The sequence below is a fragment of the Actinomycetes bacterium genome, assembly GCA_024222295.1.
Classification (GTDB): Bacteria; Actinomycetota; Acidimicrobiia; order Acidimicrobiales; family Microtrichaceae; genus JAAEPF01.
In genome coordinates, this window is sequence record JAAEPF010000032.1 from 35,144 (window position 1) to 55,232 (window position 20,089).

Here is a 20,089-nt window from a genome sequence, read left to right on the forward strand (position 1 = left end):
GCATCGAAGGATGGGACAATGGCGCTCACGGAGTACGAACTCACCGACCGCACCACCCTCGATCGCGGCACCGTGTTCTGCACCGGCGTGCAGGCCCTGGCGCGGCTTCCCGTCGAGCAACTGCGGGTCGACAGGGCAAACGGACTCAACACGGCCGCGTTTGCGTCCGGCTACCCGGGCAGTCCCCTGGCCGGGTACGACATCGAACTACGCCGCAGCATCGATACAGCACCCGACCTTCCGATCGTGCACCGGCCTGCGGTCAACGAGGAACTGGGCGTCACCGCTGTCATGGGCAGCCAATTGGCTGCCAGTCGAGCCGACGCCACCTACGACGGAGTCGTGGGCCTCTGGTACGGCAAGGCGCCCGGCCTCGACCGCTCCTCCGATGCGCTACGCCACGCGGTGTTCGCCGGCACCTCGCCGGCCGGCGGCGCGGTCGCGATCGTGGGCGACGACCCGGCTGCGAAGTCCTCCACGCTGCCGTCATCGTCGGATGCCACCTTTGTGGACCTGCACCTCCCGATCCTCTACCCCGCTGATGTCGGCCAGGCGCTCGACCTCGGCCGTCACGCCATCGCGCTCTCACGTGCGTCGGGCCTCTGGGTGGGGCTCAAGATCGTCAGCTCAGTTGCTGACGGCACCGCCAACGTGGCACTAGACCCGCACCGGGTTTCGCCTGTGATGCCGACCATCGACGGTGCGCCATACCTGTGCCGCCCCGACGGGCTGCTACTGGGCGCGCACTCCCTCGAGATCGAGCAGGAACTCCGCGGGGTCCGCAGCGACCTCGCCGTCAGCTACGGGGCCCTCAACGAACTCAACCGACTCACCGTGCCCTGCGACGACGCGTGGCTCGGGATCATCGCCTCCGGGGTCACACACCGCGAGCTGATGGAAGCCCTGCGACGGCTCGGCCTGGACGAGGCCCGACTCGCTGCGAACGGCATACGGATCATGGAGATGCAGATGCCCATTCCGTTCCACGCCAGCGAGGTGCGCGAGTTCGCCCGCGGCCTCGAAGAGGTGATGGTTGTCGAGGAGATGAACCCCACCCTGGCCAGGCTGGTTCGCGACTGCCTCTACAACTCGGGCCACCAGCCTCATGTGACCGGCAAGTACGACCGCGCGGGGCGGCCCCAGTTCCCGAGTCACGGTCCGCTCACCGCGGACCGCATGCTGGAGCCGTTGCGCACGGCGCTCGAGTCACGCCTGGGAGGCGTGCTCAATCCACCGGAGCGCCGACGGGCGCAGATTCCTGTCTCGATCAACGATGCCCGCACACCCTTCTTCTGCTCGGGCTGCCCACACAACCAATCCACCCGCACACCCGAGGGCACGATCGTGGGGGCCGGAATCGGTTGCCACACCATGGCGATGCTGAGCGATGACCCGCGGCTGGGCGAGATCGTCACGATCAGCGCCATGGGCGGAGAGGGCGCCCCGTGGATCGGGATGTCGCCGTTCGTCGAGTCCGGCCACCTCACCCAGAACCTCGGCGACGGTACCTACTTCCACAGCGGCCAGCTGGCGGTTCAGGCCGCAGTCGACGCGGGCGTCAACATCACCTACAAGGTTCTTCTCAACGGACACGTGGCCATGACCGGCGGACAGCGCCCTCCGGGCCAGCTCGATGCCGCAGCGCTCAGCGGCGTGCTGCTCGCTCAGGGTGTGGCCCGCGTGATCGTGACCGCTGATGACACCGCTCGCCTGGCACCGCTCACCTTCCCGGGCGGAGTCGACCTCTGGGACCGCAGCCGGATCATCGAGGCCCAGGAAGTGCTGGCGTCGACTCCCGGGGTCACTGTGCTCGTGCACGACCAGCCGTGTGCGGCCGAGTTGCGCCGCGCCCGACGGCGCGGCGCAGAGCCCACCCCCGACCGGCGACTCATGATCCACGAGGGAGTGTGCGAGGGCTGTGGCGACTGTTCGGAGAAGAGCTCCTGCCTCTCGGTTCAGCCCGTCGACACACCCCTTGGCCCCAAGACCCGCATCGACCAGACAGGGTGCAATCTCGACTACGCCTGCCTCGACGGTGACTGCCCCTCGTTTCTCACAGTGCGCGCTGCTCCCCGTCGCTGGTGGCACCGCTTCCGCGCACCGGAGCCTGCGCCCACCGGGCCACCGGTTCCACAGGCTCCCCCCACCGACATCGGCGCGCCCCCGAGGGCTGAAACCGTCTCGGCGCGGATCCGTTTCGCAGGCATCGGTGGAACCGGCGTGGTGACGGTGTCACAGGTGATCGGCACCGCCGCGATGCTCGACGGGCTCGACGTACACGGGCTCGACCAGACCGGGCTCTCCCAGAAAGCAGGTCCGGTGGTCTCCGACCTGCTCATCAGCTCACGCGGAGCCGAGACGGCCACAAATCACCTCGGTGACGGCCAGGCCGACGCCCTCATTGCACTCGACTCGATCGTGGCGGCGTCCAACGACGCCCTCGCCGCGGCTTCGCCCGACCGCACGGCGCTCGTGGGGTCGACCAGCGAAACACCCACCGCCTCCATGATCACGCATCCCGATGCATCACGCGACGAGTCTTCCGTCGTGCGCGAGCGGATCGAGGCAGCATGCATAGCCGGCGCCTCCTGGGCAGATGCCGCACGATGCGCCGAGACGCTCGTGGGTGAGCCGGCTACTGCCAACATGTTCGTTGTCGGCATGGCGTGGCAGGCCGGCCTGCTGCCTGTCTCGCTCAGCTCGGTTCTGTCTGCCATCGACGTCAACAGCGTCGCGGTCCAGGCCAACCGGCACGCGTTCGCGTGGGGTCGCCTGGCGGTTTCAGACCCGCCGGCCCTGCAGCGCGCGATCAACGCCGCGACAACGGCCAGTAACGCCCCACCTCGACCGTCTCCAGCGCTCGAGATGAAGCTCGCCGACCTGACACAGCTCGGAGCCCCACGGCGCACACTCGATGCGGTGGCCCTGCGGTGCGCTGCTCTCGTGGACTACCAGTCTGAGCGCCTCGCCACTCGATACATCGACCTGGTGCTGAGGGCTGCGGAGCGTGAACAGGAAGTGGCGCCAGGTCGATGGGAACTGACCGACACCGTCACCGAACAACTCCACCGGGTGCTGGCCTACAAGGACGAGTACGAGGTGGCCCGACTGCTGACGGACGCGCAGGTGCTTCGCGACGCCGCCCGGTTGGTCGACGGGCCGGCACGTGTGTCGTGGAACCTGCACCCGCCCACGCTGCGCGACCGCGGGCTGGGCCACAAGATTGAGCTCGGCCCGTGGGCGATGCCTGCCCTGAAGCTGCTGGCCCGGTCGCGACGGCTGCGCGGCACATGGCTCGATCCGTTCGGTCGTGCCGAGGTTCGGCGCGCAGAGCGGGGTCTCGCCGAGGAGTACGCCGCTGCGCTCGAGAAGGCCCTGGCTGGGCTCGGACCCCACACGTTCGAGTCGACGCTGGAGCTGGCACAACTACCGCGGCAGGTGCGCGGCTACGAGGACCGCAAGCTCACCGCCCTAAAGGCCGTTCGCAAGCAGCTTGGTGGCTGAGCAGCATCCGCACCGGTGCTGTGACACCCATCACGCGCGGATCGTGAGACACCGGATCGGGGCCCTGAGACACCGGATCGGGGCCCTGAGATTTACCCGTCCATGGCCGTTTCATCGCTCAAGATGCGCGGTGAGGATCCGAGAGATTCGGCCATGGAAAACACTCAAACCCCCACACAGGTACGACGGAACCGCGTCAAGAGGTCGCACCGATCGAACCGCTCATGGCGAGCGGTTGGCATCGGTGCTGCTGTATTGATGGCCTTCGTACTCACCGCATCAGCTGCCACCCTCGGTGGTCTCGGAAGCTCCGGACTCGGCGCTGACGACACCGTGGTCGCCAGCTGCGACAACGATGGCGTGACCATCGACTACACGGTGGTCTACGACGCCACCGACGGTCGCTTCGAGGTCGACTCCGCTGACATCAGCGGCATCGCTGCGGCCTGCGTCGGCCAGACACTCGACGTCGCCCTGCGCGATGGCAGCGGCACCCTCCTCGACAGCGGCAGCGGCACTGTTTCCGGCGCCAGCGAGTCGATCTCGATGACGAACGTGTCGGCCGAGGCAGTCGAAGCCGCCAGCGTCGCCATCTACAGCTGAGCCTGACGGACCAGTTGTAGAGAGTCTCAGGTGCGCACACGCAAGATCAGCAGGGCCGATCGGAGCAGCATGCTCCGATCGGCCCTCGCCGTGCTCGCAGTGCTGTCCGCAGCGCTTGGGCTCCATCTCGCATCGGCCGCTCAACTGCCGCTCGCAACGTCACAGGTGTTCGCCCAGGACGTGCCCGGAACCATCCCGGTGTCACAGCCCCTGGCCCTGGACGACATGGGCGGCTTTCAGAACCTCAGCGGCCGCGTCGCCGAGATCGGGGGGCCGTGGCTGGTGCACCGCGGCTGGTTCCAAGTCTGGAACGGTGGCGCCCGGCGAATCGGCTGGGAAGACGCCGGCATTGCCTCGCTCGACGTGTCGGCGCAGCGGGTGCGCGTAACCTCCAACGTCGCCACCAGCGGTCGCTTCGACATGGCCGTCGCCGCACGAGTCAACAACAACGGACGACGGGGCATCCACGCGGTCTGGAGGGGCGACCAGGCCGGCCAACTGCAGATCGTGTTCGTGCGAGGCGGTACCCGCACGGTGCTCGCAGCACAGACCGGCTTGCCGACCGGACCCGGTCTGCTGACCCTCGAGGTCGACGGCACGCAGGTCACCGCCTCGATCCACGGCTCCACCATCTCGGCCACCCTCACCCCCGCCCAGGACAACGCCCTGGGCGGTACGCGTGCCGGCATCTGGGCATACGGCTCCAACTCATGGAATGACCCCTTCACGGACTTCGTCGTGGAGTCATTGCCATGAGTCCTCACGACCCACCCACGAGCGACTGCACGAAGACGGCCGACGAGCCGCCGGCCGGCAGCATCGCAGCCCCGTGGATGCCCGAGCACTCAGCCGGCGCGCACCCCAACCGTCGCAAGACCGACCCCGCCAACGCCACGGCCAGCACCGAGGTGCGGTGCAACCGCCCCGAACCGCACCAGCGCGAGTCGCGCCGCGTGTTCTCCCGCGTGGCCGCCCTGCTCTGTGCCGTCGTCATCGCTGCTCTGGCCGTTGCACACGCCAGTGGCTACCTCACGACCGTCATCGTGGCGGGCAACTCGATGGAGCCCGCCATGCACGGTGGCGACCTGGCGATCGCGAGTGCCCCCGGCGAGTACAACGTGGGCGACGCTGTGGTGCTGGTCGTACCAGAGGGCGAACCCGGCGCCGGCCAGAGGGTGGTTCACCGCATCATCTCGACCGACGACGGAGTGATCCGCACCCAGGGCGACAACCGCGACACCGCTGACATGTGGGCGATCACGACCGCTGACATCAAGGGCCGGGTCGCCGTCGTGCTCGACTCGGCAGGCCTGCTCCATTTCCTGCAGAACCCGTTGGTGATCGGCGGTCTGGCCGCCGTCGTCACGCTTGCGTTCCTGGCACCCTCGCTGGCACCATCCGGCGGCGACCAGCCGCGCAGGCGACGCGGATAGCGGTGCCAGACGGATACGACCCCTCGCGGGACCGGGTCACCTGAGGCTCCGCTACGGAACCTGGATGATTCCCGCGGCCCCTCCGAGGGTGCCGGACACGATCGAGCCGAACGGTCCGACCTCAGTTGCGGCGTAGGCGGAGTTGTCGCTGCTGGACTGCGTGAGGGGGATGCGGAACACGCTGGCCCCGGTGTGCCAGTCCATGCCCTCGAGGGTCCAGAATCCGTTGCGCGCACCCCAGCAGTAGGCGTAGCCGGTGGCTGTGCTCATCGACGGGATTCCGTTGGGGCAGCTGACGGTCTGGTTGACCCACACCGAATCGAGTGTGCGCGTGGCCGGGTCCCAACGGAACTTCTCCGCCCCGTGGGGGGCGATACTCGGGTTGCCGGAGTTGAACACTGCGAGCTTGTCGCCCGCCACGTCGAACGGGGGACCGTATGCGTTGCTCACGGTCATCACGTCGTGGGCACGGCCGGTGAGCGACTGCTCGGTGATCGAGCGGGTGGCATCGGGGTCGCCGAAGGTGATCGGGGCGTCGCCCGCCAGGCGACGGTCCTCACCGGGCAGCCCGGACCAGTCCGCCGGGATCTCATCTCGCCAGAACACGTTGAGGTGCATCAACACCTGGCCATCTGCGATTGCCACGAGCTTGTCGTCGGAGCCCGATCCGAGCAGGGTCGGGGTGGTGCCGGAGCCCGGACCCAGCCGGCCGGGTGCAGGCACCGCCGGACCGCTGTCGTAGGCCACACTCCAGGCACCATCGGCCTCGTCGAGGGTGAGCGAGGTGCCGGTCCACTGCACCCGGAACATGTGGGACTCCGTCACCACGTAGATGCCCCCGTCCTCGTCGATGGCGATCGAGTTGGACACCGTGTGGCCTCCGGGCAGCACGAGCGTCTGAAAGCCGGTGAAGTCTCGCTCGACGGACATCACCACGCCCGTCTTGGAGATCACGATGATGGTGCCGTCGTAGGTGAGGCTCATGCCGACGATCACATCGTCGACCGTTAGGACGCCATCGGGGATCTCGAACGTATCGTCGAGTACGACGCCAGAAGTCGGGTCTCCCGCAACGGCATCGCGGAACCGACGCACCTGCGCCTGGCCGGCGGCGAAGAAGTGGCCGTTCACGTCCACGAAGGAGTAGGCGGTCGAGATCGCGTTCTCGATGCCGCCGGAAAGGTCGGGCAGCAGCGGGAGTTCGGACACCTTCTGCAGGCCGGCCTCACTGTGCACCGACTTGTGCACGCCGAACCACGCCGAGCCCCAAACCGGGTAGGACCCGTCCGCGTAGGACGGGCCGTACGCCATCGTGATGGCGCCCGGTGAGCCGGAAATCCTGTCGACGAACGTGGTGTCGTTGCGAGTCGGCCCGGGCAGCTCGGAAGACGCCTGCTGGTACGAGCTCTGGTGGCTGATCGGCCATGGAGAATCCGCGAGGAAGGGATTGGCCGGCGGTTGGGTGTCATGCGGACCCGGAACCGGGTCCGGAGCCCATGGGTCCTCCGGGATGTCGGGTGGCGGATTGGTGCAGGCACCGGCGACCAGTGCCACCAGTGCCACCAGTGCCGCGATGACCAGCAATGCCTTGGTACGCCCGCCAGGCATAGGTCCATTCCCAGTGGATGTGTTGCTCATCAGCCGCCCCCGCTGCCGTCGTCTGTGTCAGTCGCCGAACCGAAACTACCTCACTGGCAAGCTAGTCGCGCGGTCCACCACCCGGCAAGGAAACCATCGCCGGCATGAGCGCCCGCTCGGACCGACGGCCGCGGCTGCTGTCGCCATCGGCGTCGGTGGGCTCCTGTGGCGCTAGTGCTCGGTCGTCTCGGGCTGCTCGAAGAGGTGCGCGTTGTGCAGGAAGCCGTGAACGCTGAACGGCCGGGTCGCCTCGTCGTGGTGCGGGGGAAACACCAGCCAGGCTGCACCTGCACCGACAAGGCACATGAGACCCGAGATGGTGAACGCAAGCGGGAAGTCCCCGGCGTCTCCGAACCAACCGCCGAGGATCGGGAACAGGATCCCTCCCGCGCCATAGGACAGGAACACCCACGGGTAGTTGTCGCCCACCACCTCGTTTCCGAACTCGTCGGCGGTCAGGGCCGGGAACAGAGCGAAGTTCCCACCGAAGTTGAACCCGATCAGCGCTGCAGCCGCGTAGAGCGTGTACTCGTTGCCGGCCATGGTCGTGAACGCGAGGAGAAACAGCCCTTGGGTCGCGGCCATCACGACCACCGAGCGTCGGCGACCGATGCGGTCACTCAACGTGCCCCACACGAGCCGACCGACACCGTTGGCGATGCTGAAGAACACCGCCATGGCCGTGCCTGCGATCGCACTGGCCTCCGATTCGGATACGCCACCGTCCACCAGCGCCTCGATCGGGTAGAGCTTCATCAGGCCGATCGCCATCAGGCCCGCCCCGGCGCTCACCATGAACGTGAGTGAGATCAGGTGGAACTGCGGGGTGCGCAACATCTCGCGCGGAGTGAAGGGCTCGCCCCCGACCCCGGCCGCCTCTGCAGGCGCGAACCCCGCGGGTTGCCACCCCTTGGGCGGCATCCTCATCGTCAGGCTGCCCACAGCCACGATGACGGCGAAGGCCACCCCATAGAGGCGGAACGTGCCGTCCAGCCCGACCCGGCCGATCAGGTCACCCCACGAACCGGCGAGCTTGATCCAGGCCAGCGCTCCGAAGCCGAATCCTGCCACGGCGACGCCGGTGATCATGCCCTTGTGGTCCGGGAACCACCGCATCCCGACCGCGATCGGCACAACGTAGCCCAGGCCGATTCCGGCGCCGGCGATCAGTCCGATGCCGATGAGCACTGCTGCGAACTGAGTGCCGCCACCGATGCTGGCCACCAGGTACCCGATACCCAGGGTGACACCCCCACCGAGGGCCAGCCGCCGCGGGCCCCACGAATTGAGCTTGCGGCCGGCGAAGACCATCACCAGGGCGAAGGTGGCCAGGCTCACCGAGAACACGACCTGGGTCTGTACCTTCGACCATCCCGCGTCACGCAGGTCAGGGGTGAACACCGACCACGAATAGATGGCACCAAGGCACAGCTGGATGAGAACCGCTCCGACTGCGACCAGCCACCTGCTGGACCCGACTCCGGCGCCCGTGTCTTCTACACCCGCGCTGCTGCTCATCAAGTCCCCGTTCCGTCCAGACGTTCTGCACGCAACGATATGCCGGGTCGCGGCCGTTGAGCGCGGTCAGCCGCGCCGACGCGCCACCTCATAGGTCGCGATGGCGCCGGCGGATGCCACGTTGAGCGACGCCAGGCGACCGTGCAGCGGGATGGACGCGATCAGGTCACAGCGTTCGCGGACCAGACGCGACAGCCCACTGCCCTCGGCGCCCAGCACGAGGCACACCCCGTCCGCGCCGACCTCGAGATCGTGTATCGACGTGTCTCCTCCGGCATCGAGGCCGACCACCCAGACCCCGGCGGCCTTCATCTCCTCGATTGCAGAGGGCAACCCGCCGACCAGCGCCATGGGCAGGTACTCGACCGCACCGGCCGCCGCCTTGGTGACCGTGGGAGTCACCCGTGCCGCACGGTGCCTCGGGATGACCACACCGGACACACCGGCGCACTCCGCGATGCGCAGCAGCGCGCCGAGGTTGCCGGGATCGGTCACCCCATCGAGCGCCAGCAGGAATGGCCGGTCCGATCCCGCATCACACAAGTGCGCCAGTTCCTCACCCGGTATCTGCTCCGCCATGGCCACGACGCCCTGCGGGGCGTCGGTGCGCGACATCTGGTCCAGCTTCGAGCGGCTCACGGTCTTCACCGGCACGCGCAGCTCGCCGGCCAGCCCCACGATGTCCTGCACCACATCGGCGCGTTCGACCTCGCTGCCCAGGTAGACCTCGCGCGCCCGCCTGCGGCCGGCCAGCAACAACTCCCGTACGGCCTGGCGGCCCTCCACCTGCGTGCCGTCCAGACCCTTGGGGCGCTGGCCACCGCTGCCCTTGCCAGCACCACTGCCCTTCCCAGTACCACTGCCCTTCCCAGCATTGCTGCGCTTGCCACCATCGCGGCTGTCAGGCCTCGACCCACGCTTCGGCCCCTTGCCGGGCGAGCCAGCCCTACGCTTCGGCGGCCGCTTGGGGCCGCGACCCGGGCGGGCACCCTTGGCGCCAGCGCGCTTGTCGCGCCCGCTCACCGTGATTCCCCGTCTGTCAGCAGCGCCGACGCGAAACAGGCGATGCCCTCGCCGCGACCGAGGCCCCCTATGCCTTCTGCCCGGCGTCCCTTCACGGTCACCGGCGCGCCAACCACGCCCGAGAGGCGCTGCTGCATCTCGTCTCGACGCGTCGCGAGCTTCGGACGCTCGGCCACCACCGAGCAGTCGACATTTGCGATGGCCCAGCCCGCAGCGCGCACCTGCACCACCACTTCGGTGAGCAACTCGATGCTGTCGGCGCCGGCAAAGCGTTCGTCGGTGTCCGGGAAGTGCGACCCGAGGTCGCCCAGCCCCGCGGCACCGAGCAACGCCTCGGCCACGCAGTGGGCCACGACGTCGGCATCGGAGTGGCCGACCAGTCCGGGACCATCCGGGAACGCCACCCCACCCAGCACCAGAGCGCGCGTCTCGTCGTCGGAGAACGCATGGATGTCGAATCCGTTGCCGATGCGCACCTTCACCTCAGTTGCCTCCTCGCTCGGCTTGCAGCCCGGCCCGTTGCATCAGGGCTTGCGCGATCACCAGGTCCTCCGGCGTGGTCACCTTGCGGTTCGCCGACTCGCCGTCAACGAACTCGACCGTACCGCCCGCCTCCGCGACCAGGGCGGCGTCGTCGGTTGCCTCGCCGCCGCCTCGCACGGCGTCCCGCAGCGTCGCTGCCACGAAACCCTGGGGTGTCTGGATTGCCACGAGGTTGTCACGGTCCACCAGAGTGCCTTCGCGGTCGCGGATCGTGTCCGCCAGCGGCACCACGGGCACAGCCCCATCGGCACCACCGTCGACCGCCGCTGTCACCCTCGTGAACAGTCCGGGGGTCGCGAGTGGTCGCGCCCCATCGTGCACCAGGATCACCTCGGCTTCGTCGGGGACGGCCTCGACGCCTGCGCGACTCGACTCCGAGCGTGTGGAGCCCCCCGACACGACCACATCCGCTCCGGGGACCATCGCTCTGCAAGCCTCGACCTCGTCGGCCGGCACGACCACGACGACGCCATCACAGGCCTGCGCGGCCGTTGTCACCGAGTGGCCCAGCACCGTTGAGCCACCGAGCTCCGCGAACTGCTTGGGAGCGCCGAAACGACGACCTGATCCTGCGGCGACCACCACGCACCACACACGGGCAGGTGCCCCGGATGACGCTGCGTTGTCCATCGCGCGAACGGTAGCCGTCCTGCGTTCGAACTCAGGTGTTGGCACCCACGAACTGCCTGCAAGCACCGCTGCCTCCTAGAGTGGGCTGCCATGGATTCAGGGGACGCTTCACATCTGCTGGGCGACGTCGAGCTCTTCGACCGTTTCGACGCCGACGACCAGCAGCGCCTGGCGGATGCAGCCGAGTTGCTTCAGCTCGTGCGCAACGACGTGGTGTTCGAAGAGGGCGCCGAGGCGGACGCTTGCTTCGTCATGGTTGAGGGCCGCGTCGCCATCGCCAACAAGAGCGTCGACGGACGCGAGTCGATGGTCGCCATCATGCAGCGAGGGGACCTGTTCGGAGAGATGGGGCTGTTCGACGAGCTCGGGCGGTCCGCCGAAGCCCGAGCCCTGGAAGACAGCGAAGTGCTACGCGTCTCCTACGAGGTGCTGCGCAACATCTGGGAAGACCACCCTGAGCTGCTCTGGTCGGTGGTCCGCCTGCTGTCGAAGCGAATCCGCTCGACCGACGAAGCGCTCGCCGACTCGTTCTTCCTCGACGTCACCGGCCGCACCGCCAAGCACCTGCTTGAGATGGCCGGCGACAACGAGTCCTTCGAGATCCCCATCACCCAGGAAGAACTGGCCGGACTCGTCGGGGCGTCTCGCGAACGCGTCAACAAGGCAATCGCCAGCTTCCTGAAGCTCGGGTGGGTCGAGACCGACGGCTCGGGCTACCGCATCCTCAAGCGCCGCGAGCTCGAGATCCGCTCCCACTGACATCGGGCCCGGCCAGGGCGACCGGCCTCGGTCAGAGGCCGTCGAGGAACGCCAGGGCCTTGTCCCAGGCGTCGGCAGCGTCATCCGCGCGGTGGGTCGGGCGCGATGGGTCGTGCACGAACCCGTGCTCGGCTCCTTCATACGCCACCACATTCACTCCGCTGGAAGCGAGCGCCTCGACCTTGTCGGCCGGGGTCCACTCGTCCGCGGTGCCCACCACCGCCATCACCTCACAGCTCCCGCGCGATGCGAGGGCGTCAAGAGGCTGGCCCTGCCCTCCACCGGCCCAGTCGGCGGGTACCTCGATCATTCCGTAGAAGCTGACGATCCGGTCGAAGCGGCCGGTGGAGGACGCCTTGAGCGCGTACATCCCACCCATGCAGAACCCGATGAGGCCCACCTGTGCGCACCCGGTGGCGTCAGCCACCGCCACGGCATCCGCGAGCAGGGCGTCGTCACGCAGTTCCTTGAGCGCCGCCGAACGCGCCGGGAAGCCCTCGGGATCCTCGGCCCCCGGCAGCTCGGCACCACCGAAAGGATCGAAGGTGCCCACCGACCAACCGGTGCGCGCAGCCAGGTCGTGGCACATGTCCGTGAATAGGGGCCTCAGCCCCCAGATGTCGGGCACGATCACGAGCCCGCGGTCGGCACCGTCGGTACGCACCACATGTGCGGGGGTCGAAGAGGGAAGCACTGCGTCCATGGGCGTGATCCTAAGTGCTCACCGCACCGCCGCCTGCCTGCGGACGGGCTTGCCGGGGCGGTGCCGGTCAGGAGTAGCGGTCGAGGATCGACGACTCCGCGATGCGCGCCAGCGCTTCTTTCACGGTGCGCGCCATGTGCTCACTGACGCCCTGGATGTCGCTCAGCTCCTCGACCGTGCTGCGCGACAGCTTCTCCAGCGTGCCGCAGTGCTCTACCAGCTTCGTGGCCGTCGCCTCGGGCAGCCGTGGAATCCGCGCGAGCATCCGGTGGCCGGCGGGCTGGATGGACGAGTCAAGGTCATCGGTCTGGCCGGCAAGGTGCAGCGCGGCCGCGACCGCCTCCTGGTCAAGCAGGTCGTCGATGTCCATTTCCGACAGCGTCTCGATCGCTTGCTCCAGATCCCACGAGGCGTCGGGCTGGAGGTAGTCGAGCACCACGAGGCGGCGCTCGTCCTCGACACCGGCCATCAGCTCGCGCAGCTGCAGGCGGACCAGTCGACCGTCGGTGCCGAGCTCCACGAGGTACTGCTCGATCTCCTCGGAGATGCGAGCCACGAGCTCCGCTCGCTGGAGCAGGCTGACGACGTCGCGCAGCATCACCTGGTCCTCGACTTCGAGTGCAGTGAGGCTGGTCGACTCCTCGTTGAGGCGGGCCTTGTATCGCTCGAGGGTCTGCAGGGCCTGGTTGCAGCGGCTGAGGATCGAGGGGATCGGCTCGAGCTGGTAGCGCTCGGTCTTGGTGTAGATCGTGACCACTGCCATGTCCTCGGAAACCGAGATCACCGGCACCCCGATGCTCCGGGCGACGCGCTCCGCTGTGCGGTGCCGGGTTCCGGTCTCCTCGGTCGGCACGTTGGGGTTGGGCACGAGGTGCACGTTCGCCCGGGCTATGTAACTGGAGTCGGGTGTGAGCACAATCGCACCGTCGGTTTTTGCCAACTCCGACAGTTTCTGGGGTGAGAACGCTGTGTTGACGAGGATTCCGCCCGAGGAGATGTTGAGCACCTCCGGGCCGTCTCCGAGCACGATCAGGGCACCCATCCCGGCCTTGAGGATGCGGTCCAGACCCTCGCGCAACGGCCGACCGGGCGCGACCTCACCAAGGGCTGTCATCAACTCCTTGTTCCGGCGCTCGGCCACGGCCTCATTCTAGGGGCCAGATGGGCAAACCCGTCCGGCGAACCCGCAGGACCCGTCAGTAGAGGTCGAGAACCGCCATCGCGGCGTCGAGCGTGGGCACCCGCATCACTTCGATGCCCGGGTGTGAAGCGGGAGCAGACTTCGGTACCACGGCGGTGGTGAACCCGTGGCGGGCTGCCTCGGCCAGCCGCTGCTCGATACGGTTGACCCGCCGTAGTTCGCCGCCGAGCCCGACCTCTCCGCAAAGCACGAACTGCTCGGGGCATCCGCGCTTGTAGTGCGAAGACACGACAGCGGCGCAGATCCCGAGGTCGGCGCCCGGCTCGGTCACCTTCACCCCGCCCGCGACCATCGCGTAGACATCCATGTCCATCACCTTCAGCTCCTCGTGTCGTTGGAGCACGGCCATGAGCAACTCCAACCGGCCGCCATCGAGACCTTGGACCGATCGCTTCGGATAAGCCATCTGGCGCTGGTTGACCAGCGCCTGCACCTCGACCAGCAGCGGACGCTGGCCCTCCATGGCGGGGACGACCACCGAACCCGGCAGGCCGGCGCGCCGGTCGGACAGGAACAGCGCGGAAGGGTCCGACACGGACTCCAGGCCCCCGGAGGCCATCGAGAACAGCCCGATTTCCTGGGTGGACCCGAAGCGGTGCTTCACGGCGCGCAGCACGCGGAGCTCACCGTGGCGGTCGCCTTCGAGCTGCAACACGGTGTCGACCACGTGCTCGAGCACGCGGGGCCCTGCGAGCGCGCCCTCCTTGGTGACATGGCCCACGATCACCACTGTGACCCCCAGCGCCTTCGCCGCACCGACGATCCGATGGGCACAGTCACGAACCTGGGTGACCGAGCCAGGAGCCGACTCGGTCGACGGATCCGTCAGCGTCTGGATCGAGTCGATCACACAGAGCGCGGGAGGGTCAGCCTCGAGCGTGCCGAGAACGCGCGGGAGCGAGTTTTCCGACACCAGCATGATCCGCTCGTCGAGCGCGTCGAGCCGCGCGGCACGGGCCGCTACCTGGCTGGCCGACTCCTCGCCGGTGACGTAGAGGCACTGCGAACCCTGTGAGGCCTGCGCCGCCAGCATCTGCAGCACGAGGGTGGACTTGCCCACGCCGGGCTCACCGCCCAGCAGTGTCACGCTGCCCGGGGCCAGGCCACCACCGAGCACCCGGTCGAGCTCGCCCAGCCCGGTCGACTCGAGCGAGGCGCTGTCGCTGGCGACCTCGGTGATCGGCACCGCCGTGCCTCCGCCGAGCTCGAGTGGAGCTACCGGCGCGAGAGACGGACGGGCCGTGCTGGCCTGCTCGTCGAGGGTGTTCCAATCGCCGCACGCGTCGCAACGGCCGGACCACTTCGGATGCTCGGCGCCACACTCGCTGCACCGGTACACGGATCTCGCCTTTGCCACATGGACGAACCTATTCGAGCGGTGTGACAGCCGGGATCAGACCCGAGTCCAGGTCTGTGTCACCGTGCCCACGTCCGGATCCGTGAACGTGATCGTGAGCGTGTTGCCCTCGATTCCGTAGTCGAAGGATCCGTCGGAGACCACGTCAATGGCCGGGATGTCGATGCCGGGGATGTCGAATGAGCCATCGGAGACGGCCCCGGATACCTCCACCACGCCATCGCCTGTCACCGCCCAGGTGCCGGTGGTGTTGAGTGTGGCCGAAACCGACATAGCGCCTGCGGCACAAGTGGCGGTACCGCCCGAGGTGAACGTGCCATCGCCGTTGAACGTGAGGGTGATCGGTCCACTGCAGGTGATCCCTGCCGGCATGCCCAGGTTGGACAGGTTCGCCGCGAGCGTCTCACTGGCATCCGCTGTCCACTGGCCGACCAGCCCCTCGTCAATGCCCGTTTCCGGTTCCGTGGTCGTGGTCGTGGTCGAGGTCGTGCTCGACGACTCATCGCCACCGGACCCTGCGTCGCTGCTCGTGTCGGTGCCCGAGCCACCCTCATCGTCCGAACCACATCCGCACAGCAACAGCACGAAGGCAGCACCTATGGCGGCAATGTTCCTCTTCATCGCAGACTCCGGTTCCTGTGCGATCCTGATCGCATGACAGACAACGGTAGCGACACCCCAGCCGGATACGACGCTGACGCCGCCGCGATGTTCGCCTTCAGGGTGTGGACGTACAAGCAGGGCGAGTTGGTGGCATTGATGATCCACCTCGGGGACCGCTTGGGGCTCTACAAGTCACTGGACGGTGCGGGGCCGTGCACCGCAGCAGAACTCGGCGAGCGCACCGGGCTCAACGAGCGGTGGCTCCTCGAGTGGCTGCGGGGCCAGGCCGCTGCTGGCCTGCTCGACAGCCCTGACGGTGACTCCTTCGAGTTGGCCGCGGAAGGCGCCGCGGTGCTGGCCGATGAAGACCACAGCCTGCTGTTCGCCGCCGGGGCGTTCCAGGGAGGAGCTGCCACGCCCGACGTGGTCGACAAACTGGCCACGGCCTTCAGTACCGGCATCGGGCTCACCTACGACGAACTCGGGGAGTCGGCGGCCCATGTGGTGGAGCGGATGCTCGCACCGTGGTCGAAGCTCGCCCTCGTGCCCGAACTGATCCCGCGCATTGCCGGACTGCAGGAGAAGCTGCAGTCCGGTGCCTACGCAGCCGACGTGGGGTGCGGAGCGGGCACCGCGATCATGACCTTGGCCGAGGCCTTTCCCGGGTCGAGATTCGAGGGCTGGGATCCGAGCCAGCAGGCGATCCACCGAGCACGCACGCTTGCAGCCGAGGCCGGACTCGACAACGTCGAGTTCCATGTGGCCGAAGCGGCCGAACTGCACGAGGACCCCACATTCGACCTGGTGCTCACCTTCGACTGCCTGCACGACATGACGCGGCCGGCGGAGGCCGCCGCGGCCGTGCGCAGGGCCCTGCGACCCGACGGCCTTTGGCTGATCAAGGAAGTGAAGGCCGGCGACAGCTGGGAGGCAAACCAGAAGAACCCGGTGCTGGCGATGATGTACGCCACCTCGGTACTGGCCTGCATGTCATCGGCGCTCTCGGAACCGGGCGGCGCAGGCCTCGGTACGCTCGGCCTGCCTCCCGCCAGGCTCGAGGAGATGTGCCGTGAAGCGGGATTCACCGGCGAGTTCGAGAGCCACGACATCGGAGACCCCGCCAACCTGTACTACGAGGTCCACCCCTAGGTCAGCCAGACGGGCGCGGCGTCACCGCCGTCGACGGAACGCCAGGACCGCCAGCACAAGGGCCACGAGAACCAGCAAGACAGCACCTGCGGACAGCGCCAGCACCACCGGCCTCGTCTCGCCGGCCTCGGCTGCGACCGTGCCCGACGACGGCTCGCCACCGGCGAGATCGAATGTGGAGCTGTCGGAGGTGCCATCGGCCAGCTCCACGCTCACCTCGAGGGTGCCGGCCCCCGCAGCGGTCGCCCCCTCTGCCGCGAGCTCCTCGGGAGTGCGCCCGAGTGGCAGGCCACCCAACACCGCAGCAAGTGCGTCATCGGAGAACTGGGCCGGATCGCCACTCACCGCCACATCCAGCGACACCGACCGGGAGGTCGACCCGAAGGACTCGTGCACCGATGTGTCGGCGTTGCTGAACACGCCCTCGCCCGCTACCTGGTCGAGCACCGCCGACAGCTCTGCCGAGTCCGCGAAATCCTGCTCCGCGGACACCGTGACCGTTCCGTCGTCGCCGGTGTCAGGGCCCTGGACGTCCCATCCCGTGGAGTCGAGGTCCGCGACCTGCAGCCCCGACGCGCCACCCACCGCCTCGGCGGCAGCGGGATCGAGCACTGCTGTGACGGTGACCGTACCCGAACCGTTGTCGGTCACGGCGACCGACACATCGACCGTGGTCTGGCACGCCGAAGCCACAAGCACGGCGACCAGAACTGTTGGCAGAGCGCGAAGCAGCGCCACGGTCCTTCTGCGCTGCGTCAGTCGCCGCTGCCGGCGGCTTCGAGCTCCTCTACCGGAGGCGGCACGAAACCCTCCTCGGCAGTGAACACGATCTGGTTCTCGCCCTCGTTCTCGGGGTCCGGCTCCAGGTCGACCTTGATTATCTGCCCGGCACGGAACTCCTTCCACAGGAGCCGTTCGGACAGAGGGTCCTCGACCAGGCGCTGGATCGCACGCCGCAGAGGTCGCGCACCAAGTGTGGGGTCGTACCCCTTCTCGCCCAGGAACACCTTGGCGTCGGGCGAGATCTCGAGGCCCATTCCCTGGCCCGCCAGCTGCTCGGTCACCCTGGTGATCATCAGGTCCACGATCGAGATGACCTCGGCCTGCGTGAGCTCGTGGAACACGATCACGTCGTCGATGCGGTTGAGGAACTCAGGTCGGAAGTGCGACTTGAGGGCCTCGTTGACCTTCTCCTTCATCTTCTCGTAGGAGACGGCCTCGTCGTTGCGCGAGAACCCGACGGTCGCCTTGCGCAGATCCGCGGTGCCGAGGTTGGAGGTCATGATCAGCACGGTGTTGCGGAAGTCGACGGAGCGGCCCTGGGAGTCGGTGAGGCGACCCTCTTCGAGGATCTGCAGCAACGTGTTGAACACGTCGGGATGGGCCTTTTCGATCTCGTCGAACAGCACCACCGAGAACGGCTTGCGTCGAACAGCCTCCGTGAGCTGGCCGCCCTCTTCGTAGCCGACATAACCCGGGGGTGAGCCGACCAGACGGCTGACGGTGTGCTTCTCCATGTACTCGGACATGTCGAGGCTGATCATGGCCTGCTCGTCGCCGAACAGGAACTCCGCGAGCGTCTTGGCGAGCTCGGTCTTGCCGACACCGGACGGGCCCAGGAAGATGAAAGAGCCGGAGGGCCTCTTCGGGTCCTTCAGGCCGGCACGTGTGCGCCGGATGGCCTGGGAAACGGCCTTGATGGCCTCTTCCTGGCCGATGACCCGGCGGTGCAGCTCGTCTTCCATACGCAGGAGCTTGGTGGTCTCCTCTTCGGTGAGCTTGTAGACGGGGATGCCGGTCCACAGCGACAGGACCTCGGCGATGCCCTCCTCGTCGACCTCGTCGAAGAGGTCGACGCCGGACTCGCGCATCTCGACGTCCTTTTCTTCCTTCTGGGCGAGCAGCTCTTTTTCGCGGTCACGCAGCTGGCCGGCGGCCTCGAAGTCCTGTGACTCGACGGCGTCCTTCTTCTGCGACACGACCTCCGCAAGCTCGTTCTCGATCTCGCGGTAGTCGGGCGGGGTCTGCATGCGGCGGATCCGCAGGCGCGAACCGGCCTCGTCGATCAGGTCGATCGCCTTGTCGGGCAGGAAGCGGTCAGAGATGTAGCGGTCGGCCAGGTTGGCCGCGGCCACGAGAGCCTGGTCGGTGATGGTGACCCGGTGGTGCTGCTCGTAGCGCTCGCGCAGGCCCTTGAGGATCTCGATGGTGTGGGCGACCGAAGGCTCGTCGACCACTACCTTCTGGAAGCGGCGCTCGAGCGCAGCGTCCTTTTCGAGGTGCTTGCGGTACTCGTCGAGTGTGGTGGCGCCGATGGTCTGCAGCTCGCCGCGGGCGAGCATCGGCTTGAGGATGCTGGCTGCGTCGATGGCGCCTTCAGCGGCGCCCGCGCCGACGAGTGTGTGGATCTCGTCGATGAACAAGATGATGTCGCCGCGGGTCTTGATCTCCTTGAGGACCTTCTTGAGGCGCTCCTCGAAGTCGCCGCGGTAGCGAGACCCGGCCACCAGCGCACCGAGATCGAGTGTGTAGAGCTGCTTGCCCTGGAGAGTCTCGGGGACCTCCTCGTTGGCAATCGACTGGGCGAGGCCTTCTACGATCGCGGTCTTGCCGACACCCGGCTCGCCCACCAGCACGGGGTTGTTCTTGGTGCGGCGGCTGAGCACCTGCATCATGCGCTCGGTCTCGCGTTCGCGGCCGATGACGGGATCGAGCTTCTTGTCGCGCGCGAGCTGGGTGAAGTTGCGGCCGAACTGGTCGAGCACCAACGAGCCGGATGCGGAGTCGCCCGAGGAGCTGCCGCCCGTGGTGGCCTTCTCGCCACCCTGGGGCTGGTTGCCCCCTTCGCCGGACTGCGAACCCGGGTAGCCGCTGAGCAGCTGGATGACCTGCTGGCGCACCCGGGACAGATCTGCACCGAGTTTCACCAACACCTGGGCGGCCACGCCCTCACCCTCGCGAATGAGCCCGAGCAAGATGTGCTCGGTACCTATGTAGTTGTGGCCGAGCTGGAGGGCCTCGCGCAGTGACAGCTCGAGCACTTTTTTGGCGCGCGGCGTGAAGGGGATGTGCCCTGAAGGCGAGGAGCCGCCCTGGCCGATGATCTCCTCGACCTGCTGGCGCACAGCCTCGAGCGAGATGCCCAGGGACTCGAGCGCCTTGGCGGCCACGCCCTCACCCTCATGGATGAGCCCGAGCAGGATGTGCTCGGTGCCGATGTAGTTGTGGTTGAGGAGTCTTGCTTCCTCTTGTGCCAACACGACGACCCGTCGGGCTCGGTCGGTGAAGCGTTCGAACACTGCACTGCCTCCAAGAAAGTGTCTTTCCACTCTAACGCCCGCACGTGACAACTCGTTCCCGCGCAATGGCCCGATCTGTGGGATTTCGTAGCGGCGGGCCCTCACTGGGCCCCGATCGGTGTCCGG

Annotated in this window: 17 protein-coding genes; 6 read left to right on the plus strand and 11 right to left on the minus strand. The window is 67.7% G+C overall.

The window, feature by feature from the left end; all coding sequences use genetic code 11:
* The first annotated feature begins 18 nt into the window (after positions 1-18).
* The 4 genes from GY812_10960 to GY812_10975 all read left to right on the plus strand — a co-directional run bounded on the left by GY812_10960 (position 19) and on the right by GY812_10975 (position 5,540).
* Positions 19-3,504 carry an indolepyruvate ferredoxin oxidoreductase family protein gene (locus GY812_10960; GenBank protein MCP4435993.1) on the plus strand — a complete coding sequence of 1,162 codons (3,486 nt, stop codon included), beginning with the start codon at positions 19-21 and terminating at the stop codon, positions 3,502-3,504.
* A gap of 258 nt (positions 3,505-3,762) precedes the next feature.
* Positions 3,763-4,107, plus strand: a complete 345-nt coding sequence (locus tag GY812_10965; protein ID MCP4435994.1) for a hypothetical protein — start codon at positions 3,763-3,765, stop codon at positions 4,105-4,107.
* 69 nt (positions 4,108-4,176) lie between these two features.
* Positions 4,177-4,863 (plus strand): hypothetical protein, encoded by a 687-nt coding sequence (locus GY812_10970; protein MCP4435995.1) that lies wholly within the window; start codon positions 4,177-4,179, stop codon positions 4,861-4,863.
* Entirely contained in the window at positions 4,860-5,540 is a 681-nt protein-coding gene (locus tag GY812_10975) for a signal peptidase I (protein ID MCP4435996.1), read from the plus strand. The genes GY812_10970 and GY812_10975 overlap by 4 nt, the downstream gene beginning before the upstream one ends.
* Before the next feature lie 51 nt (positions 5,541-5,591).
* Here GY812_10975 and GY812_10980 read toward each other — a convergent pair whose 3' ends face one another.
* From GY812_10980 to ispD, 5 genes are all read right to left on the minus strand, one after another.
* The gene (locus tag GY812_10980; protein ID MCP4435997.1) at positions 5,592-7,148 is read right to left on the minus strand and encodes a hypothetical protein; all 1,557 of its coding nucleotides are present in this window, start codon (positions 7,146-7,148) and stop codon (positions 5,592-5,594) included.
* 201 nt (positions 7,149-7,349) lie between these two features.
* Complete coding sequence (locus GY812_10985) at positions 7,350-8,696, minus strand: OFA family MFS transporter (protein MCP4435998.1); 1,347 nt, start codon at positions 8,694-8,696, stop codon at positions 7,350-7,352.
* 66 nt (positions 8,697-8,762) lie between these two features.
* Positions 8,763-9,719 carry a 23S rRNA (guanosine(2251)-2'-O)-methyltransferase RlmB gene (gene rlmB, locus GY812_10990; GenBank protein ID MCP4435999.1) on the minus strand — a complete coding sequence of 319 codons (957 nt, stop codon included), beginning with the start codon at positions 9,717-9,719 and terminating at the stop codon, positions 8,763-8,765.
* Positions 9,716-10,201, minus strand: coding sequence for a 2-C-methyl-D-erythritol 2,4-cyclodiphosphate synthase (gene ispF, locus GY812_10995; protein MCP4436000.1), 486 nt, complete (start codon positions 10,199-10,201; stop codon positions 9,716-9,718). The genes rlmB and ispF overlap by 4 nt, the downstream gene beginning before the upstream one ends.
* Before the next feature lies 1 nt (position 10,202).
* The gene (gene ispD / locus GY812_11000; protein MCP4436001.1) at positions 10,203-10,892 is read right to left on the minus strand and encodes a 2-C-methyl-D-erythritol 4-phosphate cytidylyltransferase; all 690 of its coding nucleotides are present in this window, start codon (positions 10,890-10,892) and stop codon (positions 10,203-10,205) included.
* Positions 10,893-10,982: 90 nt separating this feature from the next.
* Here ispD and GY812_11005 point away from each other — a divergent pair, with 90 nt between their 5' ends.
* Entirely contained in the window at positions 10,983-11,651 is a 669-nt protein-coding gene (locus GY812_11005; GenBank protein MCP4436002.1) for a Crp/Fnr family transcriptional regulator, read from the plus strand.
* Between the two features lie 31 nt (positions 11,652-11,682).
* Here GY812_11005 and GY812_11010 read toward each other — a convergent pair whose 3' ends face one another.
* The 4 genes from GY812_11010 to GY812_11025 form a co-directional block, all read right to left on the minus strand.
* Positions 11,683-12,354: a hypothetical protein gene (locus GY812_11010; GenBank protein ID MCP4436003.1), complete on the minus strand. Its 672-nt coding sequence runs from the start codon at positions 12,352-12,354 to the stop codon at positions 11,683-11,685.
* A gap of 67 nt (positions 12,355-12,421) precedes the next feature.
* The gene (disA, locus tag GY812_11015) at positions 12,422-13,468 is read right to left on the minus strand and encodes a DNA integrity scanning protein DisA (GenBank protein ID MCP4436004.1); all 1,047 of its coding nucleotides are present in this window, start codon (positions 13,466-13,468) and stop codon (positions 12,422-12,424) included.
* An 82-nt stretch (positions 13,469-13,550) separates the two neighbouring features.
* Positions 13,551-14,912, minus strand: a complete 1,362-nt coding sequence (gene radA, locus GY812_11020; GenBank protein MCP4436005.1) for a DNA repair protein RadA — start codon at positions 14,910-14,912, stop codon at positions 13,551-13,553.
* A 36-nt stretch (positions 14,913-14,948) separates the two neighbouring features.
* Positions 14,949-15,533: a hypothetical protein gene (locus GY812_11025; GenBank protein ID MCP4436006.1), complete on the minus strand. Its 585-nt coding sequence runs from the start codon at positions 15,531-15,533 to the stop codon at positions 14,949-14,951.
* 33 nt (positions 15,534-15,566) lie between these two features.
* On the opposite strand from GY812_11025, the gene GY812_11030 reads away from it, so the two are divergent.
* Positions 15,567-16,664 (plus strand): methyltransferase domain-containing protein, encoded by a 1,098-nt coding sequence (locus tag GY812_11030; protein MCP4436007.1) that lies wholly within the window; start codon positions 15,567-15,569, stop codon positions 16,662-16,664.
* Between the two features lie 21 nt (positions 16,665-16,685).
* Here GY812_11030 and GY812_11035 read toward each other — a convergent pair whose 3' ends face one another.
* The gene (locus GY812_11035) at positions 16,686-17,402 is read right to left on the minus strand and encodes a hypothetical protein (protein ID MCP4436008.1); all 717 of its coding nucleotides are present in this window, start codon (positions 17,400-17,402) and stop codon (positions 16,686-16,688) included.
* A gap of 17 nt (positions 17,403-17,419) precedes the next feature.
* A complete protein-coding gene (locus GY812_11040; protein ID MCP4436009.1) occupies positions 17,420-19,963 on the minus strand; it encodes an ATP-dependent Clp protease ATP-binding subunit in 2,544 nt (847 codons plus the stop codon).
* Between the last annotated feature and the right edge of the window lie 126 nt (positions 19,964-20,089).